The organism is Streptosporangium carneum (genome assembly GCF_027922005.1).
Lineage (GTDB): Bacteria > Actinomycetota > Actinomycetes > Streptosporangiales > Streptosporangiaceae > Streptosporangium > Streptosporangium carneum.
In genome coordinates, this window is sequence record NZ_BSEV01000022.1 from 86,881 (window position 1) to 112,842 (window position 25,962).

Sequence of the window (25,962 nt, forward strand, 5' to 3'; positions counted from 1 at the left end):
ACAGTCGTACCTGGCGGATACCCGCCGGAGGGGATCCCTCACATCAGCCCGCGGCCAGGACGCTCCCGTAGGCGCGGGCCGCCAGGTCGGCGATGAGCCCGTGCGCGCCGAGAGGCTCGGCGCAGTCGGCGCCCGCCTTCGCCGCGGCCGCCTCCGCCAGCCCCAGGACGGCCTCGGGGCCGATGAGGCAGGGGGACAGCGCGATGCGCTGCGCGCCGATGCCGCGCAGCCGCTCGACCGCGCCCGCCACCTCGGGGGCGCTGTCCAGTGAGGCGACCAGGACGGGCAGCGTCAGCCGCGAGGCGAGGAGCACGGCCGTCGGCTGCGCCTCCGCCGCCGCGTTCTCGCCGCCGACGGTGGTCATCACGACCCCGTCGACGGGGCTGGAGACGTTGAGCAGCCGCATGCGGTCGGCCCTGGCCAGATCCCTCTCCGCGAGGCGGATGTGCAGCGCCTCGGCGAGCAGCGGGTGCGGACCCAGCGACTCCGTGACCGTCACGGAGACCCCGCTCGAGGCGACGGCCCTGGCGATCAGGCCGTCGGCGACCGGGTGCGGCCCGGTCAGCAGCGGCACCACGATGGCGGCGGTGCCGTCCTCGGGGCGTTCGCGGGCGGCGTCCTCCAGCTCGGAGGTCAGCTCCTTGCCGTCTTCGCCGAGGCCGGCGAGGCGGACCTCGATCTGTGGGTTGTCCCCTCGGATCAGGGCGGCCAGGTCGGCGGCGACACCCGAGGCGTCGCCGAGCGTGGCCAGCACCAGTGCCGGTGCCTCTGGCGGGAGGTGGGAGGGCACGGGCCTGCGGTGCCTGCCTGAGGGCCGCACGGCGCGCCCGCGCACGGGGAGGATGGAACTCTCACTCACATGCGCGGACTCTAGGCCTATTTCACGCTCTTTGTTGGCGAAAAAGGCAGCAATTCCGTCACGACATCTCCGGGAGGGGGTGATCCCGCCGCGCGACCCGCCTCGAGGTCGCCCAGCAGAGCCAGGCTCCGCTCCTCCCAGTGGGCGAGGCCCAGCTCGCGATGCCTGCCCGCCGCCGCGCGCGCGTGCTCCCGCGCGGCGGCCGTACGGCCGAGTCGCGAGGCCAGACCGGCCAGCACGTGGTGGACGCACCCCCAGGCGGCGCAGCCCGTGCCCGCCACGATCAGCTGGTCGGCGTACGGCAGCAGCCGTTCGTAGAGCGGCCCGGGGTCGGGCACGCCGAGCCCGGCCGAGACGAGTCCCCAGACGGGGACGAGAAAGTCGGCGATCCAGTCCTCCCCGACCTCGGCGCCCCAGCGCCCAGTCAGCTCCCGCGCGAGGTCCCCCCGTCCCGCCTCCATCGCGGCCAGCACGGCGACGGGGCGCAGCGGGAGCATCGCGGGCTGCTCGGCGGCCGCGACCAGCTCGTCGGCGAGCCTGGCGAGCCCGGCGCCCCGTCCGCGCCCCCACTCACAGGTGAACGTCGTCACCAGCCTGCGGAACTCGGCGCCCTGCCAGAGGCTGGAGCCGTACCGGACGTCGCCGAACAGGGACAGCAGCGCCTCGGCGTCCGCCCAGCGCCCGTCGAGCGTGCACCTGGCGGTCTCGGCGATGCGCACCATCGCCTCAAGCTCGGGGCGGCGGACCTCGTCCAGGAGCCGTTCGCAGCGGGCCAGGTCACGGTCCCACCCCGCCAGGTCTCCCGTGCGCAGCAGGCAGGCCATCCTCAGCACCCGCGCCACGAGCTGGGCCGCCCTCGGCAGGCCGGGGACGGCCAGCATCTCCCCGGCCGCGTCCAGCCGCTCGGCGTTGCGCCCCGGCGTCCAGCTCACCAGCAGGTAGTTGTTGAGGGTGCGCGCGAGCAGCCCGGGGTCGCCGAGACCCCGGGCGACCTCCACCGCCTCGGCCGCGTGCCGCTCGCCCTCGGCCCGCCGGGAGCCGTAGTACAGCTCCATGCCCAGCGTGCCCAGCAGCGCCGCCCTGTCGGCCTCGTCCAGCGGCCCGGCCAGCAGGTCCTCCAGAACGGTGACCATCCCCTCGTCGACCACGCCGTAGGGACGCCAGTTCCACACGGTGAGCCCGCCGAACACGGTGATCGCCGAGACCAGCGCCGCGCGGTCGCCCGTGCGCAGGGCCAGGCCGATCGCCTCCTCCAGGTCGCGGAAGGCCTCCTCCGCGTTCCCCACGGTGCGGCGGGCCTGCCCCAGCCCGGTCAGCACGGCGCACCGGCCCGCCTCGTCGCCGGGCGGCAGGCAGGAGAGCGCGAGCTCCCACAGCTCGACGGCCTCGGCGTAGGCGAGCCGCGCCGAGGCGTGCCGCGCGGCGCGGCGGGCGTGCTCGACGGCCTTCGCCGCGCCCCCGGCCTTCGACGCCGCGGCGAAGTGGCGCGCCAGCCGCACCGGCTCGACCCCCGGCAGCGCCTCCAGGCACAGGGCGATCCTCAGGTGCAGCCGGGCCCGCGCCAGGCGGCCGAGGCCCGAGTACAGCGCGTCGCGCACCAGCGCGTGGGAGAAGCGGTAGTCGAAGCCGTCCGGAACCTCCGACAGCAACCCGGTCGCCACCGCCGGTTCCAGCAGCGACATCACCTCCTCCACCGGCGTCGCCGTGACGGCCGCGAGCAGGTCGACCTCGACGTCGCGACCGGCCGCCGAGGCGATCCCGAGCACCTCCCGCGTCTGCTCGGGAAGCCTGGCGACGCGGCGCGCGATGACGTCGCGCGCTCCCGGCGGCAGCGCCGAGGACAGTCCCTGCTCGCTCTCCCTGAGGCGGAGCAGCTCGCCCAGGTAGAAGGGGTTTCCGCCGCTGCGCTCGAGCAGCGCGCCGACCAGCTCCGGGGACTCGGCGACCAGTCTCAGGCGCAGGTAGGACGACACGTCGTCGGCGTCGAACGGGGTCAGCTCGATCCGCTCGGTCGCCCGCTCCCTGGACAGCGCGCCGAGCGTGTCGCGCAGCTGCTCGGGGTGCTCGCCCGGCTCGGGCCTGAGCGTGGCCACCACGAGCACCGGGTGGCGGGCCAGCTCGCCGGCGACGAAGCCCAGCAGCCGCAGCGAGGAGACGTCGGCCCAGTGCAGGTCGTCCAGGATCACCATGAGCGGCCCGCCCGTGCCGGTCAGCGCGGACACGACCGACTCGTACAGTTCGAACAGCGCGACGTCCGGGTCCCGGCCGTGCCCGGGTGCCTCGCCGGACAGCGGTCCCGCGCCGTCGCCGCACTCCCGCAGCACCTGGATCCACGGCCAGAACGCCGGAGCCGTGTCGTCGAGGCAGCGTCCCCAGGCCACCCGGAAGCCCCGCGCCGCGGCCTCCTCCGCGGCGGCCTGGGCGAGCCTGGTCTTGCCGATGCCCGCCTCGCCGGTGACCAGCAGCACGCCCCCGTCGCCGCGCCGTACGCCGGTCAGCCGCTCCCGCACCAGGCGGAGCTGGGCGTCGCGGGCGACCAGTTTCTCGCTGACCGCGGGCTCGACCGGTCTCGCCGCCACCGGCGCGGCCGGGATCTCCAGCTCGGGGGCCTGCCCGAACACCGCCTCCTCGAGCCGTCGCAGCTGCGGCCCAGGCTCGATGCCGAGGTCCTCGGCCAGCCGCTCGCGGGCCCTGCGCAGCGCGCCGAGCGCGTCCGCCTGCCTGCCGACGCGGTACAGCGCCAGCACCAGCAGCCCCCACGACCGCTCCCGGTAGGGGTGCTCCTCCACCAGCGACTCCAGGTCGGGCACGCACGCCGCGCCCTCGCCCAGCGCGAGCAGGGCCTCGAACCGGTCCTCGACGGCCGCGACGCGCACCTCCGCGAGGCGGGCGGTCACGGGCTGGGCGAACTCGAGGCCGGTGAACTCCTCCAGGGGGTTGCCTCGCCACAGGGCCAGCGCCCGGTCCAGGACCCTGCGGGCCTCGCCGTGCTCCCCGCGCGCCAGCGCGCGCCCGCCGTCCTCGGCCCACGCGGTGAAGCGCGTCAGGTCGACCTGACCCGGGGCGACGGCGAGCAGGTAGCCGGGCTCGCGGGTGAGCAGGATCCGCGGCGGCGTGCGGGGCCTGCGCTCAGGCTCGAGCACCCTGCGCAGATGGGAGATGTACGCCTGGAGCGTTCCCGTGGCCCCGGAGGGGGCCTCACCCGCCCACAGCTCGTCGATCAGCCGGTCCAGCGGGACGACCCGGCCCGGCTCGAGGGCCAGCATCGCCAGCACGGCGCGCTGCTTGCGGGCGCCCAGGTCGAGCGGGCGGCCCGCGGCGTCGGCGGCCTCGCAGGCGCCGAACAGGCGGAAGGTCAGCCCCGTATCCATGTGTCCTCGTCTGTCTGCTGCGGTGCTCGCATCAGCCTATGCCGAGGCCGGACGGGCCCGTGGCGAGCCCGCGCGAGGACCTCCGGCCGGCGACGGGGACGCGGGACGGGGCGCGGGCACGCCGGGTGGTGCGGGCAGGGGGCGAGGAACGGGAAAGCCGGACGCCGGCTCAGACGTCCCGGTAGCCCTCCCACTCGTCCTCGAGGGCCGAGTGGACGACGGAGTCACGCCAGGCGCCGCGTGCGCGCACGTGGTGCCTGATCCTGCCCTCCTCGACCATCCCCGCGACGAGCATCGTGAGCTGGGCGGCGGTGTTCGCCGGAGACCTCGCGCCCCAGATGCGGTGCAGGCGCAGGTGCCGGAAACCGAACACCAGGATCAGCCGGACCAGGTCGGTGCCGATGCCCCTGCCCCAGTGGTCGGGGCGCAGGCCCATGCCGATCTCCGCGCTGTGGGGGTGGTCGGCCTCGATGTGCAGTCTGGCGACGCCGATGGTCCTGCTGTCCTCGACATCGGTCACCGCCAGGACGTACAGCCGCCTGGGCTCGACCTCCGCCGCCCTCAGCGCCTCGGCGACGATCCCCTCGACCTCCTCGCGGGTGCGAGGGTCGAACGGCAGATGCTCTGTCGCCGTCGGATCGCCGTACACGGCGTGTAACGCGTCCACGTCATCGACGGTGACTTCCCTCAGACGGAGCCTTTTGCCGGTGATCTCAACGTGGCGCATGCGCAGACGCTAACGCCTCAGAGGTCTCCCCGCTAGAGATCGTTCCGCATGACAACTATCCCACAGGTAACAAATGTGGATAGTCGCCCGGCGTGGTTCCGTCAGGTGGAAAATCCGGCTGGAGGCGATGACGGGAAACACCCTCTCCGCTAAGATCCACAGCCTTCCCGTACGGGGTGCGAAGGGGCGGGGCTCAGCCTCCGTCGGCGGGGGAGAGCGGACGCCAGGGAACCGGGCTGGACAGGACCATCATGCTCGACGGGTGACCGTACGGCGCGAGCCTGTCGATCAGCTCCTCGAAGGCGGTCATCGAGGAGGCGGCGACCCTGAGCAGACAGCAGGTGTCGCCGGTCACCCGGTGCACCTCCAGGATCTCCGGCCAGGCCAGCGCCTGGTCGTCGCGGAGCACGCAGCGCGGCCCGTAACACGACATCCTGATCAGCGCGGCCACCCCGCGTCCCGCCAGCGCCGGATCGACCCGCGCGTGGTAGCCGGTGATCACTCCTGTCTCCTCCAGACGCCGCACCCGTTCCGCGACCGCGGGAGCCGACATGTGAACCCTCCGGGCGAGCTCGCTGTAGGACAGCCGCGCGTCGCTCTGCAGCTCGGCCAGGAGTGTCCAGTCCATCGTGTCCACTATCACGCTCCGTCATCTGCTAACCCGAATGCTTCCAGTGCCTTGTGTTCCAAAGGCGTAAATCTGGAATCGCCTTCATTCCATGGATTTCCGCGCGTGTCAAGCGGCTGGCCGGTCGTGGTGATCCACGCCGTGGGGGGGCGAGGTGTGGCCCGCCCGGCCTTCCTGCCACATCAGGTGATCTCGTGGTCGCGCTGAGCGTCCGCGGGCGCGGTCCGGGCGGAGGGGCGGACGGAGGGGCCGGTCAACGGGAGATCGACGAGCGCAGCGCCCCGGTGAAGGCGGCGAGCGCCGGGTGGGCCGCGGCTCCCCGCCGGAAGGCGATCTGCGTACGGCGCCGCATGGGCAGCTCGGTGAGCCGGACGTTCTCCGGCGGGTCGGCGGCCCCGAGCTCGGGCACGAGCGCGACCCCCTGCCCGGCCGAGACCATCGCGAGCACGGCGGCGAAGTCGTCGATGTGGTGGCGGATCCTGGGGGCGAACCCGGCCGCCTGGCAGGCCCGCACGGTCATCTCGTAACACAGCGTGCCGGGCTTCGACACGATCCAGGAGGCGTCGCGCCGCCGCACGAGTGAGTCGCCGTCGTCGCCGGAGGCGAGATACATCGGCTCCTCCAGCAGCGGCTCGGTGTCCAGTGCGAGGTCCGGGGCCGCGGGCACGAAGTCGTACTCGTGGACGAGGGCGACGTCCAGGTCGCCTGCCCGCAGCCGGGGGGCGACCTCCGCGGGGTCGATCTCGTCCACCATCGGCTCGAGAGCGGGGTGGTCACGGCCGAGAGCGGCCAGGGCGGCGGGCAGGATGGTGCGGGTCGCGGTGGGGAACGCGCCGATCCTGATGGTCCCGGCCAGGCCGGTGCGGGCGGTGGCCAGCTCGGCCGAGGCCTGCTCGAGGCGTTCGAGCACGGCTTCCGCGTGTCCCACCAGCGCGATCCCGGCCGGGGTGAGGACCACCCGCCTGCCCGTCCTCTCGAGCAGCGCCACCCCCGCCTCCCGCTCCAGCGCGGCGAGCTGCTGGGAGACCGCGGAGGGGGTGAACATCAGGGCCTCGGCGACCGCCGCGATCGTGCCCCGGTAGGACAGTTCGCGGAGCAGGCGGAGTCGTCGCACATCGAGCATCAGCTCAGCTTAATACTCTCGGAAGAAAACAGAACTGGACCTGCATGGTTGTCGGCCGCGAGGCTGGAGCCATGACTCTCAGCGGTGTTTACCTTCCTCTGATCACCCCGTTCGCCGAGGACGGCGAGATCGCCTTCGAGGCGCTCGAGGGCCTCGCGCACGCCGCGCTCGAAGAGGGCGCCGCAGGGCTGGTCGCGCTCGGCACCACCGCCGAGGTCGCCACGCTCACGCAGGAGGAGCGGCGGGCGGTCGTCGAGCTGTGCGCCAGGGTGTGCCGGGAACGCGGGGCCGAACTGGTCGTCGGCGCGGGGTCGAGCGACACCCGGAGCTCCGCCGAGGCGCTGCGCGCCCTGAAGGAGTGGCCCGAGGTGACGGCCGCGCTGGTCACCGTGCCGTCGTTCGTCCGCCCCTCCGAGGTCGGGGTCCTCGCCCACTTCACCGCGCTGTCCGAGCAGACCCCCGTGCCGATCGTGGTCTACAACATCCCCTACCGGACCGGCCAGTCCGTGGGCGCCGCCACCCTGCGGCGACTGGGAGAGCTGCCCATGGTCGCCGGGGTCAAGCACGCGGTCGGCGGCGTCGACCAGGACACCGTCACCCTGCTGGCCGACCCGCCGGAGGACTTCGCGGTGCTGGCCGGAGACGACCCGTTCTTCTCCGCGTTGCTGGCCCTCGGCGCCTCGGGAGGCATCCTCGCCTCGGCCCACCTGCACACCCGCCTGTTCGTCGACCTGGTCGAGGCCTGGCGCTCCGGCGAGGTCGCCCACGCGCGCGCCCTCGGTCACCGTCTCTCCGTCATGTCCGCGAGCATGTTCGCCGAGCCCAACCCCACCGTGATCAAGGGAGTGCTGCACGCCCAGGGCCGCATCCCCACCGCCTCGGTCAGGCTTCCCCTGGTCCCGGCGAGCCGGGACTCCGTCGAGGCCGCGCTGCGCCTGCTCTGACCGCGAGGCCACCCTTTTCCCCGCTTCGCCTCCCCGCTTCGCCTCCCGGCCGGCCGTCGCCGGGAGACCGGGGGCAGGCGGGGGCGGCCGCCGCGAGTGTCGTGACGGCCTCCCGCGCCCGCCCTCACGCGACGCGGCCCCCGGCGACTCCGCGGGTACGCGCCCGGGTCAGGCACCCTGGCAGCTCGGGCACCAGAACAGGTTGCGGCCGGCGAGCACCCCGGTCCTGACCTCCGAGCCGCACAGGAAGCAGGGCATGCCGGAACGCCGGTAGACGTAGACCTCGCCGCCGTGCTCGTCGACGCGGGGCGGGCGGCCCATCGCCTCCGGGGTGTGCTCAGGCCTGACCGTGTCGATGTGGCCGACGCGCACCCCGTCGGCCATGAGCAGCACCAAATCGTCCCAGATCGCCGTCCACTGCTCGCGGGTGAGGTCGCGCCCCGGGCGGGCGGGGTCGATCCCCTGCCGGAACAGCGCCTCGGCGCGGTAGATGTTGCCGACGCCCGCCACGACCGACTGGTCCATCAGCAGGATCCCGACGGACGTGCGGCTGCGACTGATCCGCCGCCAGGCGAGCTCGGGGTCGGCGTCCGCGCGCAGCGGATCCGGGCCCAGCCTGCCGTGCAGCGCCTTCTTCTCCGCCGGGTCCAGGAGCTCGCAGGTGTTGGGGCCGCGCAGGTCGGCGTACTCCTCGGCGTCGCTCAGGCGCAGCCGTACCGCTCCGGTGGGGGCGGGGGCGGGTGTCGGGCCGAAGGCGTACTTGCCGTAGATCCCCAGGTGCACGTGGAGCCAGCGGTCGTCGTCGAAGCCGAGCAGCAGGTGTTTGCCGTGCGCGTCGGTCTCCCTGAGCACCCGCCCGTCGATCTGGAGCGCCCCCGCGGCGAACTTTCCCTGGGGGCTCTCGGCGTGGACGACCTCGCCACAGAACATCTGCCGGTGCAGCCCGGCCAACCGGTGAATGGTGTGTCCTTCAGGCATGGTCCGCCCATGATATGGCCTGAAGGGCGGCGTGCCCCGCCGCGGCGAGGACGGCTCCGACGGCGTAGGCGACCAGGTCGGCGACGCCGAACGTGCTGCCGAACACCAGCCTCGCCAGCACGCTGGCCTCGGAGAGCGCGGCGGGGACGGGCGTCAGCTGGGCGAACTCGACCGCCCAGCTGACGGCCAGGGCCCACAGCGCCGCCCTCACCGGGGAGAGCCGCGGCGCGACGAACAGGACCAGCGTGTGGATGAGCACGGTGTAGAGGGCGTCCCCGGCGTACTTGCCGAACCAGCCGTCGGTCACCGCGCGGACCGTCAGCCCGGCGGCGACGGTCACGACGGCCGCCAGGGCGGCGGGCAGGCGGTCACGGACGGAGGGGGACAGGCGGGTGACGAGGGGGGAGCGCACGGGACCACGATAACGAGGCCGCGAGCCCGGCCATGACGACGATCAGGTCAGCCGGGCGGCGCGGTCCTCCAGGTAGCGCTGCTCGGGCAGGCTGGTCGTACGGCGCGCGGCCTCGAGGTAGCCGGAACGGGCGGCCTCGCGGTCGCCGGCCATCTCCAGCAGGTGGGCGCGGACGGCGTCGAGGCGGTGGTGACCGGTCAGCTGCCCGTCGGCGTCCAGGGTCTCCAGCAGGTCGAGCCCGGCCCGCGGGCCCCGCACCATTCCGACGGCGACCGCGTGGTTGAGGGTGACCACGGGGTTGGGCGAGACCCGCGAGAGCAGCCCGTACAGGGCGAGGATCTGCGGCCAGTCGGTGTCCTGCGCGCTCGGGGCCTCCGCGTGGACCGCGGAGATCGCCGCCTGGAGCTGGTAGGGGCCGACCGGCGACGTGGCCAGCGCGCGCGTGATGAGCGCGACGCCCTCCTCGATGTGCTTGCGGTTCCACAGGTCGCGGTCCTGCTCGGCGAGCGGGACCAGAGCGCCGTCCGCGCCGGTGCGCGCGGGCCGTCGCGCGTCGGTGAGCAGCATGAGGGCCAGCAGCCCCGCGACCTCGCCGTCCGCGGGCAGCAGCCGGTGGACGGCGCGGACGAGCCTGATCGCCTCCCCGGTCAGCTCGGAGCTCTGCAGTTCGGGGCCCGAGGTCGAGGTGTGCCCCTCGTTGAAGATCAGGTAGAGCACGTGCAGGACGACCCGCAGCCGGTCGGCCCGCTCGTCCTGCGGCGGCATGCGGAACGGGATGCCGGTGGTCTTGACGCGCTGCTTGGCCCGGCTGATGCGCTGGGCCATGGTCGCCTCGGGGACGAGGAAGGCACGGGCGATCTGCGCCGTGGTCAGGCCGCCGACGGCGCGCAGGGTGAGCGCGACCTGGGAGGCGGCGGAGAGCGCGGGGTGGCAGCACAGGAACAGCAGGGTCAGCGTGTCGTCCCGGTCGGGCGGCTGCTCCTCGCCGGGGCTCGGCGTCACTGACTCGTCCGCGGGCGTCCGCGTCGCGGCGGTGACCTCCCTGCGCCTGCGCGCGTGCTCGCTGCGCCACTCGTCGGTCAGCCTGCGGGAGGCGACCGTGACCAGCCAGCCCTTGGGGTTGTCGGGCACGCCCTCCTTCGGCCACTGCACGGCGGCGGCCAGCAGGGCCTCCTGAACGGCGTCCTCGCACGCGTCGAACTGCCCGTGACGCCGGACGAGCGTGCCGAGGACCTGCGGCGTCAGCTCGCGCAGCAGGTCCTCGACGCCGGGAGGCGTTCCAACGCCCTCGCCCCGGCCGGGTTCGTCAGCGGCCACGGTTCCACCTCGTTGTCGCGGGCGGCGGGATGCCAGGACGGCAGGCTACCCGATCCGCGGCGGGAGCCCCGCCGCCTCCGCGGGGCGCGCACAGGATCGGCTCCGCCCGCGTCGTCGTGAGGCGGAGGCGACGGCCGGGTCAGGGAAGCGGCGGGAGGCGGGAGCCGTACAGCCACGCGGTGAAGACCCCGTCGAACGAGTGCGTCGTGTACTGCAGCGCCAGGTCGAGGAACATGTCCGTGGTGACGTTCCCGTGCCGGTTCGTCGTCGTCCACTCGCGCAGCAGCGCGAAGAACGCCAGGTCGCCGAGGATCCGCCGGAACGCGTGCAGGGCGAGCGCGCCGCGCTTGTAGACGCGGTCGTCGAACAGCCGCCGCGCTCCCGGGTCGGCGAGCACGAAGTCCTGGGGGAGCGCGGACAGACGCCGGTGCCAGCGCACCGCGTGGTGGTCGGCGGACTCGTCCCCCGAGGCCTCCGACCAGATCCACTCCGCGTAGCAGGCGAAGCCCTCGTGCAGCCAGATGTCACGCCAGTCGGCGACCGTCAGGCTGTTGCCGAACCACTGGTGCGCCAGCTCGTGGGCGACCAGCCGCTCCTCGCCGCGCCTGCCGTCCACGTGGTTCGCGCCGAAGATCGACATGCCCTGGGCCTCGATCGGGATCTCCAGCTCGTCGTCCACGACCACCGCGGTGTACGAGCCGAAGGGGTAGGCCCCGAACCGCTCGCCGAAGACCGTCAGCATCTGGCTCTGCCTGCCGAAGTCGTTGCGCGCCTTCCCCGCGAGCCCCGCGGGGAAGGCCAGCCGGACCCTGGCGCCCAGCTCGGCCTGCTGGTAGCGGCCGATCTGGACGCTCGCGAGATAGGTGGCCATCGGCTCGGGCTGCTCGTACACCCACGTGGTCGACGACGACGCCCGCCGCCGGGAGACCAGCTCCCCGTTGGCGATCACGGTGTACGGCGAGGCCGTCGTCACCGAGATCCGGTAGGCGGCCTTGTCGTCGGGGCGGTCGTTGCACGGAAACCACGACGGGGCTCCGATCGGCTGGCTGGCCACGATCACGCCGTCGCTGAGCTGCTCCCAGCCCAGCTCGCCCCAGTGGCTGGCGACGGGGCGGGGGTTGCCCGCGTAGCGCACCTCGACGACGAACGGCCCGGGGGCGAGCCGCTCCGGCGTCTTCGGGGAGACGTGGAGCTTGCCGCCGCGGTGGAGGAACCGCGCCGGTCTGCCGTTGACCGTCACCCCGTCGACCCGGAACGGGCCCAGGTCCAGGGAGAGACGGGTCAGCGGACGCAGCGCCCTCGCGGAGAGCCGGGCGACCCCGCCGAGCCGGTTGGGGCCGACCCGGTAGTCCAGAGACAGGTCGTAGTGCTCGACCCGGTACCCGTCGTCGCCGTGCGTGGGGAAGTAGGAAGGACGGGGGGTGCTCGGAACCACGTGTTTCCTCAGTGCTTTCCTGTGCCGCGTAGCGCTATGTGCGTTTATGCCATGCCGCGATCGGGTTGCCGAACCAGCGGGTCCCCGGCGGCACCGACTCGCCGCGCATCACCAGGGACGCCGGTCCGACCGTGGTGTTCTCCCCGATCGTCGCCGCGGGCAGCACCACCCCGTGCGGGCCGAGCGTCGATCCGTCCCGCAGGACGACAGTATCGATGCTCATGACCCGGTCATGGAACAGGTGCGTCTGCAACACGCAGCCCCGGTTGACCGAGACCCCGTCGCCGAGGCTCACCAGGTCGATCTCCGGCAGCCAGTACGTCTCACACCACACGCCCCTGCCGACGCGCGCGCCCATCGAACGCAGCCACAGGTTCAGCGGGGCCGTGCCCAGCCACATCCTGGCGAACCAGGGGGCGCCCAGCACCTCGACGAAGTTGTCCGCCAGCTCGTTGCGCCACACGAACGAGCTCCACAGCGGCCGGTCGCCGACCGTGATCCGGCCGAGCAGCGCCCACTTGGCCACGGTGGTGACCGCGGCGGCCAGCACCCCGGCGCCGAGCAGCACCACGCCGCTCAGCAGCGCCGCGACCGCGAAGCCGTACGATCCGGCGAGGCTCAGCAGGCAGGCGGCCACGAGCACGCCGACCGCGACCGCGCACATCGCCGGGACGAGACGGCACAGCTCGACGGCGGCGCGGGCGGCCCTCAGCCGGAACGGCGGGTCGTAGGTGCGGCTGCGGTCGGTGTCCTCGGCCGTGCGGCGCAGCTCGACCGGCGGCATGCCGAGGTAGGAGGAACCGGCCTTCGCCTTCTTCGGGGCGGCGGAGAGCACCGCGACCAGGCCGTCCTTCGGCACCTTGCGGCCGGGTGCGGTCATCCCCGAGTTGCCGAGGAAGGCGCGCTTGCCGATCCGCACGTGGTCGACCCTGAACCGCCCGCCGTCCAGCTCGTACGGCGCGACCATCGTGTCGTCCGCGAGGAACGCGCCGTCGCCGACGGAGGTCATCGACGGCAGCGCCAGCACCGTGGACAGCTCGACGTCCCGGCCGACCTTCATGCCCAGGGCGCGCAGCCAGACGGGGGTGGCCATGCTGGCGTACAGCGGGAACAGCCAGACCCGCGCCATCGACATCAGCCGGCCCGTCGACCACGCCTGCCAGGCCTGGCGGCTGTGCACCGGGTGGTGGCCGGGGCGCAGGCCGACCGCGAGCAGCCTGACCAGCACCAGGATCGTCAGGGCCAGGACGGCCATCGAGGTGACGGTGGCGAGCGGCACGCCGTACAGCAGGCCGGCCAGGGACGTCATGTCGCCGCGCAGGAGCACGGCCAGCCCCGGCAGCGCCGCGGCGACCGGCACGAGGCTGAGGGCCAGTGCGGACAGGCCGTAGACCGCGACCCAGCGGGGCGAACGCGGCGGCCGGTCCGCGGGCTGGCGTGCCTTGCCCATCCTGACGGCGGGGGCCCCGGCCCAGCGCTGCCCCGACGGGACCGAGCCCGCGACCGCCGAACCGGGCGCGACCTGGGCGTTCTTCCCCACCCGCGCGCCGGGGAACAGGGTCGTGCGGGCGCCGACCGTGGCGGAGGCGCCGATCTTGATCTCGCCGATCCGCACCTTGTCGCCGTCGATCCAGTAGCCGCTCAGATCGACCTCGGGCTCGACGGCGGCGTTCCTGCCCAGCTTGAGCATTCCGGTGATCGGCGGGGCCGAGTGGAGGTCGGCGTCCGCGCCGACCTGGGCGCCGAGCGCCCGCGCGTAGTGGGTGAGCCAGGGGGCGGTCGACAGCTCGACCACGCCGAGCCGTTCCGCGAACTGCTCGGCGAACCACACCTTCAGGTGCACCGCCCCGCCCCGGGGATAGGAGCCCGGTTTGAGGTTGCGCAGCAGCAGCCGGGCCATCCCTGCGGCCAGCGCGATGCGCCCGGCGGGGGAGACGAACACGACCGCGCCGAGCAGCACCAGCCACCACGAGACGGTCGGGACCCCGGGCAGCGCGACCAGGTTGGCGAGCACGGCCAGGCCGACCACCCAGCGCAGCGCGCCCGCGGTGAGCAGCGGCACGGTGAGCGCCGCCTGCGCGATCGCGGCGCGGCGCGGCATCGGCTCGACGACCCGCCCCGTCGTCACGACCTCCGTCGCGTCCAGCGCGGACAGGTGGGCGGCGAGCCGCCTCAGCGTCGGATGGTCGTAGACGTCGCCGACCGTGACGGACGGATGGCGGGTGCGCAGCGCCGAGACCAGCCGGGCCGCCGCGAGGCTGGTGCCGCCCTCGGCGAAGAAGTCGCCCTCGGTGTCGCCCAGGACGTTCTGCCAGCATTCGGCCACCCAGGGGTCGACGTCGGGCCGCTCGGCCTTCCGCTGCCGGGGCAGTGGCCACGGCAGGGCGTCGCGGTCGATCTTGCCGGAGGTACGGGTGGGCAGCTCGCCGATCACCGCGATGCGCGGCACCAGCGCGGCGGGCAGCGCCTCGAGCAGCCGGTTCCTGGCGTCCGCCTGGTCGAACCCCTCGCCCGGCACGACGTAGCCGACGAGCAACTGGTGCCCGCCGCCGGTGGTGCGGACCGCGGCCGCGGCTCCCGCGACCCCGGGCAGGGCCTGCAGGGCGGCGTCGACCTCGCCCAGCTCGATGCGGCGTCCGCCCAGCTTGATCTGCTCGTCCGCCCGCCCGACGAAGAGCAGCCCGTCAGGCTCGGCGCGCACCAGGTCGCCGCTGCGGTAGGCGCGTTCCCAGCCGAGGGAGGGGAGCGGGGCGTACTTCTCCGCGTCCTTGGCCGGGTCGAGGTAACGGGCGAGGCCGACTCCGCCGATGACCAGCTCGCCGGTCTCGCCCATGGGCACGGGGTCGCCCTCGCCGTCGACGACGACCAGGTCCCATCCGGCCAGGGGCAGGCCGATCCGCACCGGCCCCTCCCCGGTCAGCGGGGCCGCGCACGCGACCACGGTCGCCTCCGTCGGCCCGTAGGTGTTCCAGACCTCCCGCCCGGGCACGGCCAGCCGCTCGGCGAGCTCGGGCGGGCACGCCTCACCGCCGAAGATCAGCAGGCGGACGTCGTCGAGCGTCTCGACCGGCCAGAGCGCCGCGAGCGTCGGCACCGTGGACACGACCGTGATGCCCATCTCGGTCAGCCAGGGCCCCAGGTCCATGCCGGTGCGAACCAGCGCGCGGGGCGCGGCGACCAGGCAGGCGCCGTGCCGCCAGGCCAGCCACATCTCCTCGCAGGAGGCGTCGAAGGCCACGGAGAGCCCGGCCAGCACCCGGTCGCCGGGACCGAGCGGGTCGCCGGTCAGGAAGAGCCTCGCCTCGGCGTCCACGAACGCCGCCGCGCTGCGGTGGGAGACCGCGACGCCCTTCGGCTTTCCCGTTGACCCGGAGGTGAAGATGATCCACGCGTCGTCGTCGAGCCCGGGGCGCCGGTCCGCGTCGGGGTCCCAGGTCCCGCCCAGGGTGCCGAAGACCGTGATCTTCCCGCCCTCGCCGATGACGGCGCTCACCGCCGCCTCGCCGAAGACCAGCTCGGCCCGCTCCTCGGGGTCGTCGGCGTCCACCGGAACGTAGGCCGCGCCCACGGTCAGCGTGGCCAGGATCGCGACGTAGAGCTCCACGGTGCCGGAGGGCACCCGCACTCCGACCCGGTCGCCGCGCCCGACGCCCGCCTCCCGGAGTTCGTCCGCCACCCGGTTCACCCGGGCGCGCAGACCGGTGTAGTCGAGCTTGGTGCGCCCGTCGTCGAGAGCGGCGGCGTGGGGGTGACGCCGGGTGGTCTCGTCCAGGATGTCGATCAGAGTGCGGGCGGGCGCGGCGGGCTCTCCCGCGAAGATCGCCTGTGTCGGGGCGTTCGCCGGTATGAGGGCGTGCTCGATTTCCACCGTAATCGGATGCAAGGTCTCTCCAGTCAGACGACCGTGGCTTGCGTCGGATTACGCTCGCCGCATGTGGCTCCCTGTGACGCCACTCATTGCCGTCGTCATCCAACGATCCTAGAACACCTGCTATTCCGATATTTCTGAACTTTTAGCGTTATGGCTGGTCACGGCTTTCGTCACCCAGGGTGAGCTGGGCGCGCGTCGCCGTACGGTGGCTGTGATCCCCGCCACTTCAGGCCTGTGGGCCCGGGCCTTCGCGAGCCGCCTTCCGCCCAGCTCGGAGGCGTTGTCCGGCACTCCTCACCGATCGTTAGGGCCCGCCCTTCCCATGACGCGCCGAAGAAATTTGCCGCATGCTCGGTGATCGACGTCCGCCTTCGCCCTGCCCGGCCGTCGCGGCAATTGTTTGTTCATTGTTTGTAAATCGAAAATTCACAAAACTGGGAAGTGGAGTGATATTTCCCTACATGGGCGATTCGATGAACGAGAACGGCGCCGATGGACAACGGCTCGCGCTCCGCGCCTCGCTCTGGTCCGCTGCCGGCCTGCGGCGTGCCGTGCCGCCGCAGGGGGTCGCCTCCGAGGCGACCCCGCTCAGCGTGGAGCGGACCGGGCGCGCAACATGTCCGCGACGCCGATCCCGGCGACCACGAGTGCGGTGAGAAGGAACAGGCCCACCGAGACCACCATATGGTGGACGCCTCCCAGGGAGCTCGACTCCAGTTCGCCGCCGCGCGGTTCGGCGAGCGGCAGGACCTGCCTGCCGCCGGTCACCAGGGCTGCGGTGATCGGGCCGAGGACGGCGGCCATGCCGCCTCGACGGGCCGTCAGGGGAGCCGCCGAGGCCGTGGCCGCGGTCGCGACGGCCACAAGCGAGGCCAGCAGCAGCGCGCCCGGTATCCACGTCCCCTGGGCGGCGAGTTTCTCCGGCTCGCCGCCGGTCGCGGCCACGGCCAGCAGGAGCACCAGCACGACCGCGACGCAGCCGGCCGCCGCCAACGGGATCCGCAGGCGCGTCACCGCGACGGCGCAGCCGACGGCGAAACCGAGGAGCGCGGCCACAGGGCCCGCCGCGGACTGGAAGGCGGCCGCGTGCACCGCAAGTGTCATCGAGGTGATCGCGCCGACCTGCGCGAGCGCGGCGACGGCGGCCCCGGTGAAGGCGCGGACGCCGTTCAGGGCGGCGAGCGCCGCGGCGCAGGCCAGCGTCACCAGGCCGATCGCGCCCACGAGCACGTACGACCGCCGCCCCAGCGCCTCCAGCGACACGCCCAGCACCGCGCTGAGCGTCTCCCCGGTCACCACGACCGGGACGAACGCCAGCAGGGCGGCCAGAACCCCGGTCACCAAGGCCGGTGTGAGCGCCGGACGCGCCGCGTGCGCCCCGAACGGCGTGGCCTGCGCTGCCGCCGGTTCCCCGGAGACCCGGGGCAGCGGGCGCGAGCGCCGGACGACGGCCGTCAGGACGGCGGAGGCCAGGCCGACCACCGCCAACACGACGTACGCCATGGGAAGCCACGGCTCCTGACGCAGCCATCCGGCACCCGTCACGCCTCCTATGAGACTGGCGCCGACGGTCGAACCCGCCATCCCGGCCGCCGCGCCGACGGCGCCGGAGTCCAGCAGCTCCTGGGCCGCGCCCAGCATCGCCGTCACGGCCAGCGGCACGACGGCGGGCAGGAGGTAGACGAACCTCGCGGGCAACGCCAGCCAGGGGAGAAGGTACGGCAGGACCGCCATCGCCGTCAGCGCGGCCGAGCCCAGCAGCGGCCATGTCCACCGGCGCCGCATGAGGAGGCCCGCGACGAAGGCCGTCGCCTGGACCAGCGCGAGGACGAGAAAGGAACCGTCCCACGAGATCCACGCCGTCATGGTGACCGTGCTGGTCGCCAGGCCGCCTCCCATGGAGGCGAAGGCGACCAGGACGCAGACTCCCGTGACCGCCGAGGACAGCACCCAGGTCAGGGGCCGGGAGGCGGCCTGCGCCGCCCCCGGTCTACTGTCCGCCGTGGGCTGCATGGCCGGTAACCGTGAAGCGGAAAATCACAAAAACCCCCGTAAATCCCGATATGGCATGACAAATGTGAGGCAGCCTGGGCTCAGGAACCGCCGCCCCGCCCCGCGGCCCCGCCGCGAAGCAACGGGAGCACGCGCTCGCCGACGTGGTAGGCCTCCTCCAGGTGGGGCACCCCACCCAGCACGAACGCCTCCACGCCGAGCCCGATCAGCTCGTCGAGCCGCGCGGCCACCTGCCGGTAGTCGCCGACCAGGCCGAAGGCCGGTCCGGCGCGCAGCACGTGGAACCCGCCCCACACGTTGGGCGAGACCTCCAGCGCGCGATGGCCGTCGTCCTCGTTCCCCTCACCGGCGAGGTCCTGGCCGCGCCGCCAGCCGACCGAGTCGCCCAGGCCGACGAAGGCCGGGGTCGCGGCGGGACCGGGCCGCGCCCAGCCCCGCCTGATCTCCTCCCACGCCTCCTGTTCGGTCTCCCTGGCCAGCACGTCGAGGCGGACGGCGAACCTCGGGACGCGGCCGATGCCCGCGCAGTGCTCGCGCACCTGGTCGAACTTGGCGGCCAGCGAGGGAAGAGGCTCAAGCCAGGACAGATAGTGGTCGGCGTGCCTGCCCGCCGCGACGATCGCCGCCTTCGACGACCCGGAGAAGAAGATCTCCGGAAACGGCTGGCCGCTCAGGGAAGGGGGCAGGCCGCCGCCTTCCACCCGGTAGAAGCGGCCCTCGTGGTCGTAGGGGCGGTCGGCGTACCAGACGCCCTTGAGCACGTCGAGGAACTCCGAGGTCCGGGTGTAGCGGTCGTCGTGGTCGACCTTGTCGCCCCACCACAGCTGCTGCGGGCCCCCGCCGCCGGAGATGATGTTGTAGACCACCCGTCCGCCGGTGGCCACCTGCAGGCTCGCGGTCATCCGCGCCGCCTGCACCGGGTGCAGGAACCCCGGCTGGAAGGCGACCATGAAGCGGTAGACGCTCGTCTCCCCGGCCAGCGCGGCGGCGGCCGCCCAGGGGTCGTCGGTGTGCGGGAACGACGGCAGCAGCGCCCCGACGAAGCCGGACGTCTCCGTGGCCCGGGCCACCTCGGCCAGGTAGTCGAGATGGCTGTAGCCGTCGGGCCCGCCCTCCCTGGTCCCCGGAGCCAGCCCGCCGGTCGCGTCCTTCGCGAAACCGCCCCGGCTCGCCGCGCCCTTCCTGCGCAGCGACGGCTGGTCGCCCTCCATGGCCATGCGCCAGTAGAAGTCAACCGGCATGGTGCTTCTCCTTCGCCAACAGCGGGAGCAGGTGCTCGCCCAGCCGGTAGGTCTCCTCCAGATGCGGTTCCACCTCGAGGAAGAACACGGACACGCCCCTGTCGAGATGGCCGCGGACCGCGTCGGCGACACGCCCGTAGGAACCGACCAGGCCGGGCTCGTGGAAACCGGCGGCCGGTCCGTCCTCGTGGGAGCCGGTCAGACCGACAGTCCCGAAGCCGGGCCACAGGGCCGTGCACGGATCAGGCTCGGGGAACGCCTCCCGCGCCCCTCCACGCCGGATCCACAGGCGCAGGGCGTCCCTGCGCGCCTCGATGTCGTCCTCCCTGGCCAGCACCGGCAGCCGCAGGCCGTACACCGGTTCGCGTCCCGTCTCCAGGCTCAGTTCGCGCAGCGCGGCGATCCCCGAGTCCAGGTCGTCGTCGAGGCCGAACACGTGCACGTCGCCGTGCCTGGCCGACAGCGCCAGCGCCTCGGCCGAGAGGCCCGACAACTGCACCCGAGGGAAGGCCCTGCCGGACAGCGGGAACAGCAGTCCCCCGCCGAGCACCTCGTAGAAGCTCCCCTGGAAGTCGTAGTCCTCCTGGCTCCACACGCCCTTGGCCACGGTGAGGAACTCCTCGGCGCGGGCGTACCGCTCCGCGCCCTCCAGGAAGTCGCCCTGGGCGCGCGCCGTCTGGGGGTCCAGGTCGACGGTCAGCCGCCAGTCGAACCGGTCACCGGAGAAACGCTGCAGCGACGCCGACAGCTTGGCCGCGTACACCGGGGTCGCGATCCCCGGATGGAACTCCGCCGTCACCCGCGTGTGGCGGGAGCCGCGCAGCAGCCCGCCCGCGACGACCAGCGGATCCTGCCCCGCCGGGTCGAACGGCGCGAGCACCCCGTCCAACCCCGCCAGTTCGGCCGCCCGGCCGACCCGCGCCAGCCGTTCGTACGGCCCCGCCGCGTCCGAAGGCCGCAGGTCGGTGACGAAGTCGGGCAGCGGAGGAAGGGCGGCCGCACGCCGCCTCTCGACGGGCAGCGTCAGATGGAACTCCGGCGTCACGCGTCCCCCCACTGAACCCCGGCCGGGAAACCCGGGGGAACGACAGGGGCCGGAGGGGGGACGTCCTGGCGAACTCCGGAACGAACAGTCATCGAAACCCTTTCTGCGTAGGAACTCAAGGCCTCGGTCCTGCGGAAACGCGATTCGGCGCTGTGCCCGGCGACGGTGTTTCGCTCCCCGGCCCGCCGCTCGGCACGGGCTCCACGGACTGCGATCGTAAGGTAAAAAGCCGCAGAATCCAGGAGGCAGCCAATATTTCGTGACGAGAATGTGCGGCAGTCGGCGAACCAGGCATCACGCCATTCGTCGCAACAGGACGGGACGCCGTTCTCGTCGTTCCCCTCACGGCCAGGCAAGTATTTGGAGCCAAACGGAATTGCCGTACGGGTTCAGGGTCCATCCCCAGTCATGGGAAAGGGCTTGCACGACGCCGAGGCCTCTGCCCGACGTTCCCAGCCGGGCCGCCCGCCGCATGCGGGGAATCCTCGTGGAGGAGTCGTGGACGTCGACGGTCATCAGGTTCTTCTCCCTGCCGACGGTGACGCGGATGGCGCTCGCCCGGGAAACGCCCGCCGTGTTGTGCGCGATCGCGTTGGCGACGAGCTCGGAAACCAGCAGCTCGGCGATTTCGGGGACGTGCGCCACGACATTCCAGTCGGTCGCCGTGTCGCGGACGAACCGGCGCGCCGACGCCACGCTTTTCTCCTCGCGGAGTATCCACTTCTCTCCCAGCGGGAAAACCCTGGGATCCAGCCCGTGACGATATTCGGCCAGCACGGCACACGCCTTGAGCTCCGCGTCTGAGCTTTCTCTTCCTGTTCTGGAATTCATATGCCCAGGGTGTCGGGTCGCAGATACTCTTGGTAGTCGAACGGTCGCCAGATGTGAGTGCTGGGGTTCACGTCGCCGTCACTGAAATCCGGTAAGGAGGGCACCATGGTCAACCTTTACGCGCCTCAAGCGATCTGGGGCAGAGAGCTGCGCCACTACCGGAAGGCGGCGGGCCTCACCCAGGGCCAGCTCGCCCAGCGGATCCACTTCAGCGAGTCCCTCATCAGCGGAGTGGAGACCGGCCAACTCCCGGCCAGCCCCGAGTTTGCGCAGGTCTGCGACATAACCCTCGACACGGGCGGGGCGCTCCAGCGCCTGCTCGACTGGAGGCATGGGCAGCAGATCCCCTCATGGTTTGGGAGGTGGCGGGACAAGGAGCGAGAGGCAATCGCGTTGCGTTCCTATGAACCACTCGTATTCCCCGGGCTGCTTCAAACGGAGGGGTATGCTCACGTGCTGCTACGGGGTGACGAAGCAGCCGTAGCGGCTCGTCTGGACCGGCAGGCCATTCTTACCCGTGAAAGCCCCCGACCGCCGACGCTTCGCTGTGTGATTGACGAGGCGGTTCTCTACCGTCCGATCGGTGGCCCCACGGTGATGAAAGAGCAGTTGGAGCATCTTCTGGCTGTGATCACTCCTCGGTTGAGTCTTCAGGTGCTTCCGCACGGAATGCACCCTGGCTTGATGGGCGGGTTCGCAATCGCGACGCTGGACGGAGGAAGCGACGTACTGTATGCGGAGACGGCCGTGCGCGGCCTGACCACAAGCGATCAGGAAGACGTCATTGTGGCCGTGGAGCGTTTCGATGCGATTCGGAGCGAAGCGCTGCCCATGGGCATGTCCATCGATCTCATCCAGAAGGCGGTAGAAAAATGGACCTGAGTGAAGCCAGATGGATTAAGTCAAGTCTCTCTGGGGACAACGGCGGAAACTGCGTTGAGGTCGCAAAGCCCGTGAATATTGTCGACGGATCCGCGCACAAGGCCGAGCACACCGCACTGATCGCCGTACGCGACTCCAAGGACCCCGAAGGCCCCAAGCTCTTCTTCACCCCCGCAGAGTGGGATGCCTTCCTCAACGGCGTGAAGGCCGAAACGTTCGACCGCCGGTAGACCGCGAAGCCCTCCGGTCGTCCAAAACAATCGTTTTGGACGACCGGAGGGCTTCATTTCTGTTCGAGAGAGGTCAGCTCAGCAGGTCGAGGACGGTGTGCAGGGCGTCATCGATCTCTTCGATCTCGGCCGGGTCGAGGCGTCCGGCGAAGTCGCCCAGACGATGTGCGGCGACGGCCATGGTCTGCTCAACCATGATGCGTGTCTGTTTTCCGAGGAGTTCGACTTCGGGGCGGAAAGGGGCAGGAGGGGCGCTGGCCGAAGTGGGGGCGATGAGCACCGTGGAGAGACGGGTCAGGAAGTCCGACTGGAGGGATCACTGCGAAACGTTCGCCGCGCTGCTCATGGCCCATCGCGTCACGAGGAGCACGGAGTCGGTAGACGTCACCACGCACGCAGATGCTCCGTGTCCTTCATGATTGATTCTGCTTCGGCTCTGTCGGTTGGATCGTTGGCCAGCCTTTCGACGGCGATCCGTGCCAGTTCCATGCGGTGGAGGCGCTGGGTGATGACGAGTGCCTCGCGGACGGCTTCGGTTGCGGAGCGTCCGTCAGAGGTCAACTCGGTGAGAGCTCTCTCGGCCTTGGCGTCGAGATCAACGGTCAACGTGGCCATGTCCTCACTGTACGACGGTGGGTCCTGTGGGCTTTCAGTGAAATCCGTGATCGATCGACTCCTTGCAGCGATCGTGGCAGGTCGAGAGTCGACCTTGACCTTCCGGTCCCGCTGGGCAGGGCATGGGGAAGCCGGTTCCTGTTGTCGGCCGCCGCCGGATCATTGAGCCGACACTCTCACGTCGGCCTCTGGGGCGGGCGTCGCTCTCCGCCGGTGAGAGGAAAGAAGGCGCGGGTTTTCTGATCGTGGGCGGCCATCGGCGTCCATTCCGCCAATGGCCGGACAGGGTGGCGTCTCCACGTCGAGACTTCGCCGTTGCCGAATCGGCGACAAGTTCTCGCATCGTTCGGCGATGCCAACTTATCCCGTGTCGGGAAAACGATGGATTCGTCGCGTAGCGATGCCCGATTTGCGGCAGATCCGCTTTAGGGGTCTCTTTCACGGTTTCCCCTTCTGGTTAGGGTTCGCGTTTAAGAATGTCGATACACGGCGGCGCTCAAGGGCTGAACGGCTGCCAGGGGCCAGCCTTGGAGTTCGCTTCGTCGTCGTTGAATTCCGGCAAAGAGGATGTTCTCTATCAAGAGCTGCGCATTTCGGTCATCTGAGGGGATGGGATAAGGGCTGGCGGCTCTGGTCGGGGGCCGTCCTCCGGTCCGCCCCTCTTCATGCGGAACCGCCTCCACTACCCTTGTGACACGCGGCCGGCGAGGCGAATCTCCACAACCGACAGGTGCGGATTCACCCTGTCTCTTCCGGCCACTCTGCGAACCGGAGGTTTGGTGTCCGACCCGAATGTCCCCCTGGACGCACTCCCGTCAGCCGCTCCGCCGGAGAGACAACCCATGCCTCCGGAGGTGAAAGCGGCCCGGTGGATCATGTGGGTGCAGTCGCTCCTCGGGATTCAGGGCGTTTTCCTTGCCCTTTTTCTCTACGGTCTCACCACCGGGGAAATGCCGTGGTTCATCTGGCCTCTGGCTGTCCTGCCGATGCTCACGGGCCCGCTGTCGCTTCTGCTGGGGACACGGTGGAGGTGGGTGCTTGCCATGGTCTACGTGGTCGAGGGGATATCGATCCTGGAGTTCGGCTACTGCCTGGTTCTTCTGCAGGTCCTGGGAATCTTCACGGTGGCCTACATCGTCCTGGGAGTCGTTGTGATCGTCAGGCTGTCGGGCGCGTCGGCGGGTCGCTGGTTCGATCGATAGAAGCACTTCGAAAGGGCGGCCTGTTACGGACGGGTCGCCCTGTTTTTTAGGCCGTCGCCCATGTGCCACCCGACGGTCCCCGTGTCGCCGATATGCTCATTTATGTAGGTTTGTAGGCCATATTTCTGATGTGAGAAAGTTCAATCTCAGATCTTGATCCTTCCCAGTCTTGTATGGGATTCTGGCGCGTTGTGGCGGGGAAAGCGACGGGGGAGTTGGAAGCCGCGTTGTCGCGGGTCGCACGGCTGGGGGCGGAGCACGCCTCAATGCTCGATTCGTGCGCGCGGTGCATGGCCGCGCACGCCTGGGTCGGTGGAGGAGCTCCGAAGTTCGACCAGATGCTCGCCGTCCGGCGCGCGAGCCTGCAGGCGGCCTTCACGGCGGCGGCCCAGGAAATAGCCCAGCGAATCAGACAACTCGGCGGTCAGGCGCACGTCCCGTCGTTCTCGACCTCGATCAGTGTGATGGCCCCTTCGCCGGGGGCGTTCTCCGGGATGGACATCGCCGCCATGACCCGCATGGTGGCCGACCTCCAGCGAGCCGGGCAGGACCTGCCCCGCGCTGGACAACGGCTCAGCGCCGAACTGTCCGCGCTCTGCCTTTCCTCCCCCTCGGGACAGCAGATCCTCGACACCGGGGTCTGGGCAGACGAACAGGCACGCGACCTGCGGCAGCGGCTGACCACGATCCAGCAGACGCACGACATCGGCACGGCCAGCAAGGCGACGGCCGCCTTCGGCCTGTTCGGTGGACACGCCCCCGGCTCGGGCGAGATCGGCAAGCTGATGACCGCCGCCGGAAAGGGGGACGGCACAGCCCTGAAGACCCTGAAGGACCTGCAGGACACCGGAAAGGACACGACCCTGGCCGCCCGGCTCAACGTGTGGTGGCGCGAGCTGGACAAGACCGCCCAGGCCCAGCTGATCGCCGCCTCCCCGGGCCTGATCGGCGCTCTGAACGGCCTCCCCGCCACGGCCCGCGACCAGGCGAACCGCAAATACCTGGCCGAACAGAAGGCCACGATCCCCCAGGAACTGGCACGGCTGCGCGCTGCCTGGACGGAGCTGAAGGAGACCCAGAAGAAACTGGCAGGCGGGTCGAACGCAATCCGGGATCCGCGTGGACTCTCCAACCTCCCCACACTGAAGGAGCGAGAACTGCTTCAGTCCATCGAGGAGCTGGAGCTGAGGTCGCGGCAGATCACATCTGTGGAGAAGAGCCTGGCACTTGGCGGCCAGAACGGCCGCCCTCCGGCTATGCTGCTGCAACTGGAGCTGGGCGGTCTGGGAAAGACCGCCGTCTCGTTTGGAAATCCAGACGAGGCTGACAACCTGGCAGTCTATGTCCCCGGCACTGGAACCGTGCTGGACGGTTTCGGTAATCAACGCTCCGATGCCGAACGCGCCGCCCTCACGTGGGACCGTGCAAGCTTCCATGCGCCGGGAAAGAAAGTCGCTTCCATCGCCTGGCTCGGTTACGAGGCTCCGCAGTGGGGGACAACCGTGAGCCTGAACGGTACGGTCGCCAACGCGAACGCTGCCACGAAGGGGGCTCCCTTGCTGGCATCCTTCACTGATGGTTTGCAGGCGGCCCACAAGGGGGCATCGGACGTCCGGCTCAGCGTTTTGGGACACAGTTATGGCTCAACGGTCGTCGGTCTGGCCGCACAGCAGCGCTTCGGTAAGTTCGCCGATCAGGTGATTTTCGTAGGAAGTCCTGGCGTGGGGGCGGGAAGTGCGAAAGACCTGGGAGTTGACTCGGTATGGGTAGGGGAGTCGCCGAACGACCCGGTGGGGGATCTCGGATCCCTCTTTCTGGCGCCCGTTCGTTCATCCGATGGTCTGAAGTGGGGAAGCCCGCTCGGAGTCGATCCCAGCGACAGTCAGTTTGGAGCTCGCCAGTTCCCTGTCCAAGGCAGCGGGAATTCCTACGATTTTGCGGCTCACTCAAGTTACTGGGACCCTAACTCCGCTTCGCTTGAGAACATCGGTCACTTGATCGACGGTCAGTACAACAGGCTTTATAAGCCTCCTGCATCACCTGTGAGGCCGCCCTCTCCTACTGCGCCGCCTCCTGCGCCCCAGGCGATGCCAACAGAGAATCCGCTGCCCCACCCACTGCCCTCACCCAATCCGGCCGGAGGATAGATGTCGCGTTTTGTTGCGATAGTTGTAGTTGTCATGCTCCTTGCCGCCGGGTGCTCTTGGCAAGGAGCGGTACGCGATTCTCCAGGAGGAG

General features: G+C 71.2%; 21 protein-coding genes. 5 read left to right on the forward strand and 16 right to left on the reverse strand.

Translation table 11 applies throughout. The features are described 5' to 3' along the window. Positions 1–43: 43 nt before the first annotated feature. The 5 genes from PKF00_RS33380 to PKF00_RS33400 form a co-directional block, all read right to left on the reverse strand. Positions 44–859, reverse strand: coding sequence for a sirohydrochlorin chelatase (locus tag PKF00_RS33380; protein WP_271221694.1), 816 nt, complete (start codon positions 857–859; stop codon positions 44–46). Between the two features lie 17 nt (positions 860–876). Continuing rightward, on the reverse strand, positions 877–4,230 hold the full coding sequence (locus tag PKF00_RS33385; RefSeq protein ID WP_271221695.1) for an ATP-binding protein: 3,354 nt from the start codon (positions 4,228–4,230) through the stop codon (positions 877–879). A gap of 169 nt (positions 4,231–4,399) precedes the next feature. Beyond that, positions 4,400–4,957 carry a GNAT family N-acetyltransferase gene (locus tag PKF00_RS33390; protein ID WP_271221696.1) on the reverse strand — a complete coding sequence of 186 codons (558 nt, stop codon included), beginning with the start codon at positions 4,955–4,957 and terminating at the stop codon, positions 4,400–4,402. A gap of 193 nt (positions 4,958–5,150) precedes the next feature. Next, positions 5,151–5,585: an Lrp/AsnC family transcriptional regulator gene (locus PKF00_RS33395; RefSeq protein WP_271221697.1), complete on the reverse strand. Its 435-nt coding sequence runs from the start codon at positions 5,583–5,585 to the stop codon at positions 5,151–5,153. 253 nt (positions 5,586–5,838) lie between these two features. Continuing rightward, positions 5,839–6,708 carry a LysR family transcriptional regulator gene (locus PKF00_RS33400; RefSeq protein ID WP_271221698.1) on the reverse strand — a complete coding sequence of 290 codons (870 nt, stop codon included), beginning with the start codon at positions 6,706–6,708 and terminating at the stop codon, positions 5,839–5,841. A 71-nt stretch (positions 6,709–6,779) separates the two neighbouring features. Here PKF00_RS33400 and dapA point away from each other — a divergent pair, with 71 nt between their 5' ends. Beyond that, a complete protein-coding gene (gene dapA / locus PKF00_RS33405) occupies positions 6,780–7,652 on the forward strand; it encodes a 4-hydroxy-tetrahydrodipicolinate synthase (protein WP_271221699.1) in 873 nt (290 codons plus the stop codon). A 168-nt stretch (positions 7,653–7,820) separates the two neighbouring features. On the opposite strand, the gene PKF00_RS33410 is transcribed toward dapA, so the two are convergent. From PKF00_RS33410 to PKF00_RS33450, 9 genes are all read right to left on the reverse strand, one after another. Continuing rightward, positions 7,821–8,630, reverse strand: a complete 810-nt coding sequence (locus PKF00_RS33410) for an Fpg/Nei family DNA glycosylase (protein ID WP_271221700.1) — start codon at positions 8,628–8,630, stop codon at positions 7,821–7,823. Next, positions 8,623–9,042 carry a ribosomal maturation YjgA family protein gene (locus PKF00_RS33415; RefSeq protein ID WP_271221701.1) on the reverse strand — a complete coding sequence of 140 codons (420 nt, stop codon included), beginning with the start codon at positions 9,040–9,042 and terminating at the stop codon, positions 8,623–8,625. The genes PKF00_RS33410 and PKF00_RS33415 overlap by 8 nt, the downstream gene beginning before the upstream one ends. A gap of 42 nt (positions 9,043–9,084) precedes the next feature. Beyond that, positions 9,085–10,359: an RNA polymerase sigma factor gene (locus tag PKF00_RS33420; RefSeq protein ID WP_271221702.1), complete on the reverse strand. Its 1,275-nt coding sequence runs from the start codon at positions 10,357–10,359 to the stop codon at positions 9,085–9,087. A 139-nt stretch (positions 10,360–10,498) separates the two neighbouring features. After that, positions 10,499–11,794 (reverse strand): M1 family metallopeptidase, encoded by a 1,296-nt coding sequence (locus PKF00_RS33425; protein WP_271221703.1) that lies wholly within the window; start codon positions 11,792–11,794, stop codon positions 10,499–10,501. 34 nt (positions 11,795–11,828) lie between these two features. Further along, positions 11,829–15,662 carry a Pls/PosA family non-ribosomal peptide synthetase gene (locus tag PKF00_RS33430; protein ID WP_271221704.1) on the reverse strand — a complete coding sequence of 1,278 codons (3,834 nt, stop codon included), beginning with the start codon at positions 15,660–15,662 and terminating at the stop codon, positions 11,829–11,831. Between the two features lie 591 nt (positions 15,663–16,253). Beyond that, the gene (locus PKF00_RS33435) at positions 16,254–17,678 is read right to left on the reverse strand and encodes a hypothetical protein (RefSeq protein WP_271221705.1); all 1,425 of its coding nucleotides are present in this window, start codon (positions 17,676–17,678) and stop codon (positions 16,254–16,256) included. 80 nt (positions 17,679–17,758) lie between these two features. Beyond that, positions 17,759–18,919: an LLM class flavin-dependent oxidoreductase gene (locus PKF00_RS33440; protein ID WP_271221706.1), complete on the reverse strand. Its 1,161-nt coding sequence runs from the start codon at positions 18,917–18,919 to the stop codon at positions 17,759–17,761. Next, positions 18,909–19,964, reverse strand: a complete 1,056-nt coding sequence (locus PKF00_RS33445) for an LLM class flavin-dependent oxidoreductase (protein ID WP_271221707.1) — start codon at positions 19,962–19,964, stop codon at positions 18,909–18,911. The genes PKF00_RS33440 and PKF00_RS33445 overlap by 11 nt, the downstream gene beginning before the upstream one ends. A gap of 342 nt (positions 19,965–20,306) precedes the next feature. Next, positions 20,307–20,660 carry an ATP-binding protein gene (locus tag PKF00_RS33450; protein ID WP_271221708.1) on the reverse strand — a complete coding sequence of 118 codons (354 nt, stop codon included), beginning with the start codon at positions 20,658–20,660 and terminating at the stop codon, positions 20,307–20,309. Between the two features lie 240 nt (positions 20,661–20,900). Between PKF00_RS33450 and PKF00_RS33455 the strand changes: the two genes are divergently transcribed. Beyond that, positions 20,901–21,677 (forward strand): helix-turn-helix domain-containing protein, encoded by a 777-nt coding sequence (locus tag PKF00_RS33455; protein ID WP_271221709.1) that lies wholly within the window; start codon positions 20,901–20,903, stop codon positions 21,675–21,677. Beyond that, positions 21,668–21,907: a DUF397 domain-containing protein gene (locus tag PKF00_RS33460; RefSeq protein ID WP_271221710.1), complete on the forward strand. Its 240-nt coding sequence runs from the start codon at positions 21,668–21,670 to the stop codon at positions 21,905–21,907. The genes PKF00_RS33455 and PKF00_RS33460 overlap by 10 nt, the downstream gene beginning before the upstream one ends. Positions 21,908–21,980: 73 nt before the next feature. Here the strand turns inward: PKF00_RS33460 and PKF00_RS33465 are convergent, their stop codons facing one another. Both PKF00_RS33465 and PKF00_RS33470 read right to left on the reverse strand, forming a co-directional pair. Continuing rightward, entirely contained in the window at positions 21,981–22,187 is a 207-nt protein-coding gene (locus tag PKF00_RS33465) for a type II toxin-antitoxin system PemK/MazF family toxin (protein ID WP_271221711.1), read from the reverse strand. A 104-nt stretch (positions 22,188–22,291) separates the two neighbouring features. Next, positions 22,292–22,522, reverse strand: a complete 231-nt coding sequence (locus PKF00_RS33470) for a hypothetical protein (RefSeq protein ID WP_271221712.1) — start codon at positions 22,520–22,522, stop codon at positions 22,292–22,294. An 842-nt stretch (positions 22,523–23,364) separates the two neighbouring features. Between PKF00_RS33470 and PKF00_RS33475 the strand changes: the two genes are divergently transcribed. Together PKF00_RS33475 and PKF00_RS33480 are read left to right on the forward strand one after the other, a co-directional pair. Then, complete coding sequence (locus PKF00_RS33475) at positions 23,365–23,724, forward strand: hypothetical protein (protein WP_271221713.1); 360 nt, start codon at positions 23,365–23,367, stop codon at positions 23,722–23,724. Between the two features lie 173 nt (positions 23,725–23,897). Further along, positions 23,898–25,871, forward strand: coding sequence for an alpha/beta hydrolase (locus PKF00_RS33480; RefSeq protein WP_271221714.1), 1,974 nt, complete (start codon positions 23,898–23,900; stop codon positions 25,869–25,871). The last annotated feature ends 91 nt before the right edge of the window (positions 25,872–25,962 follow it).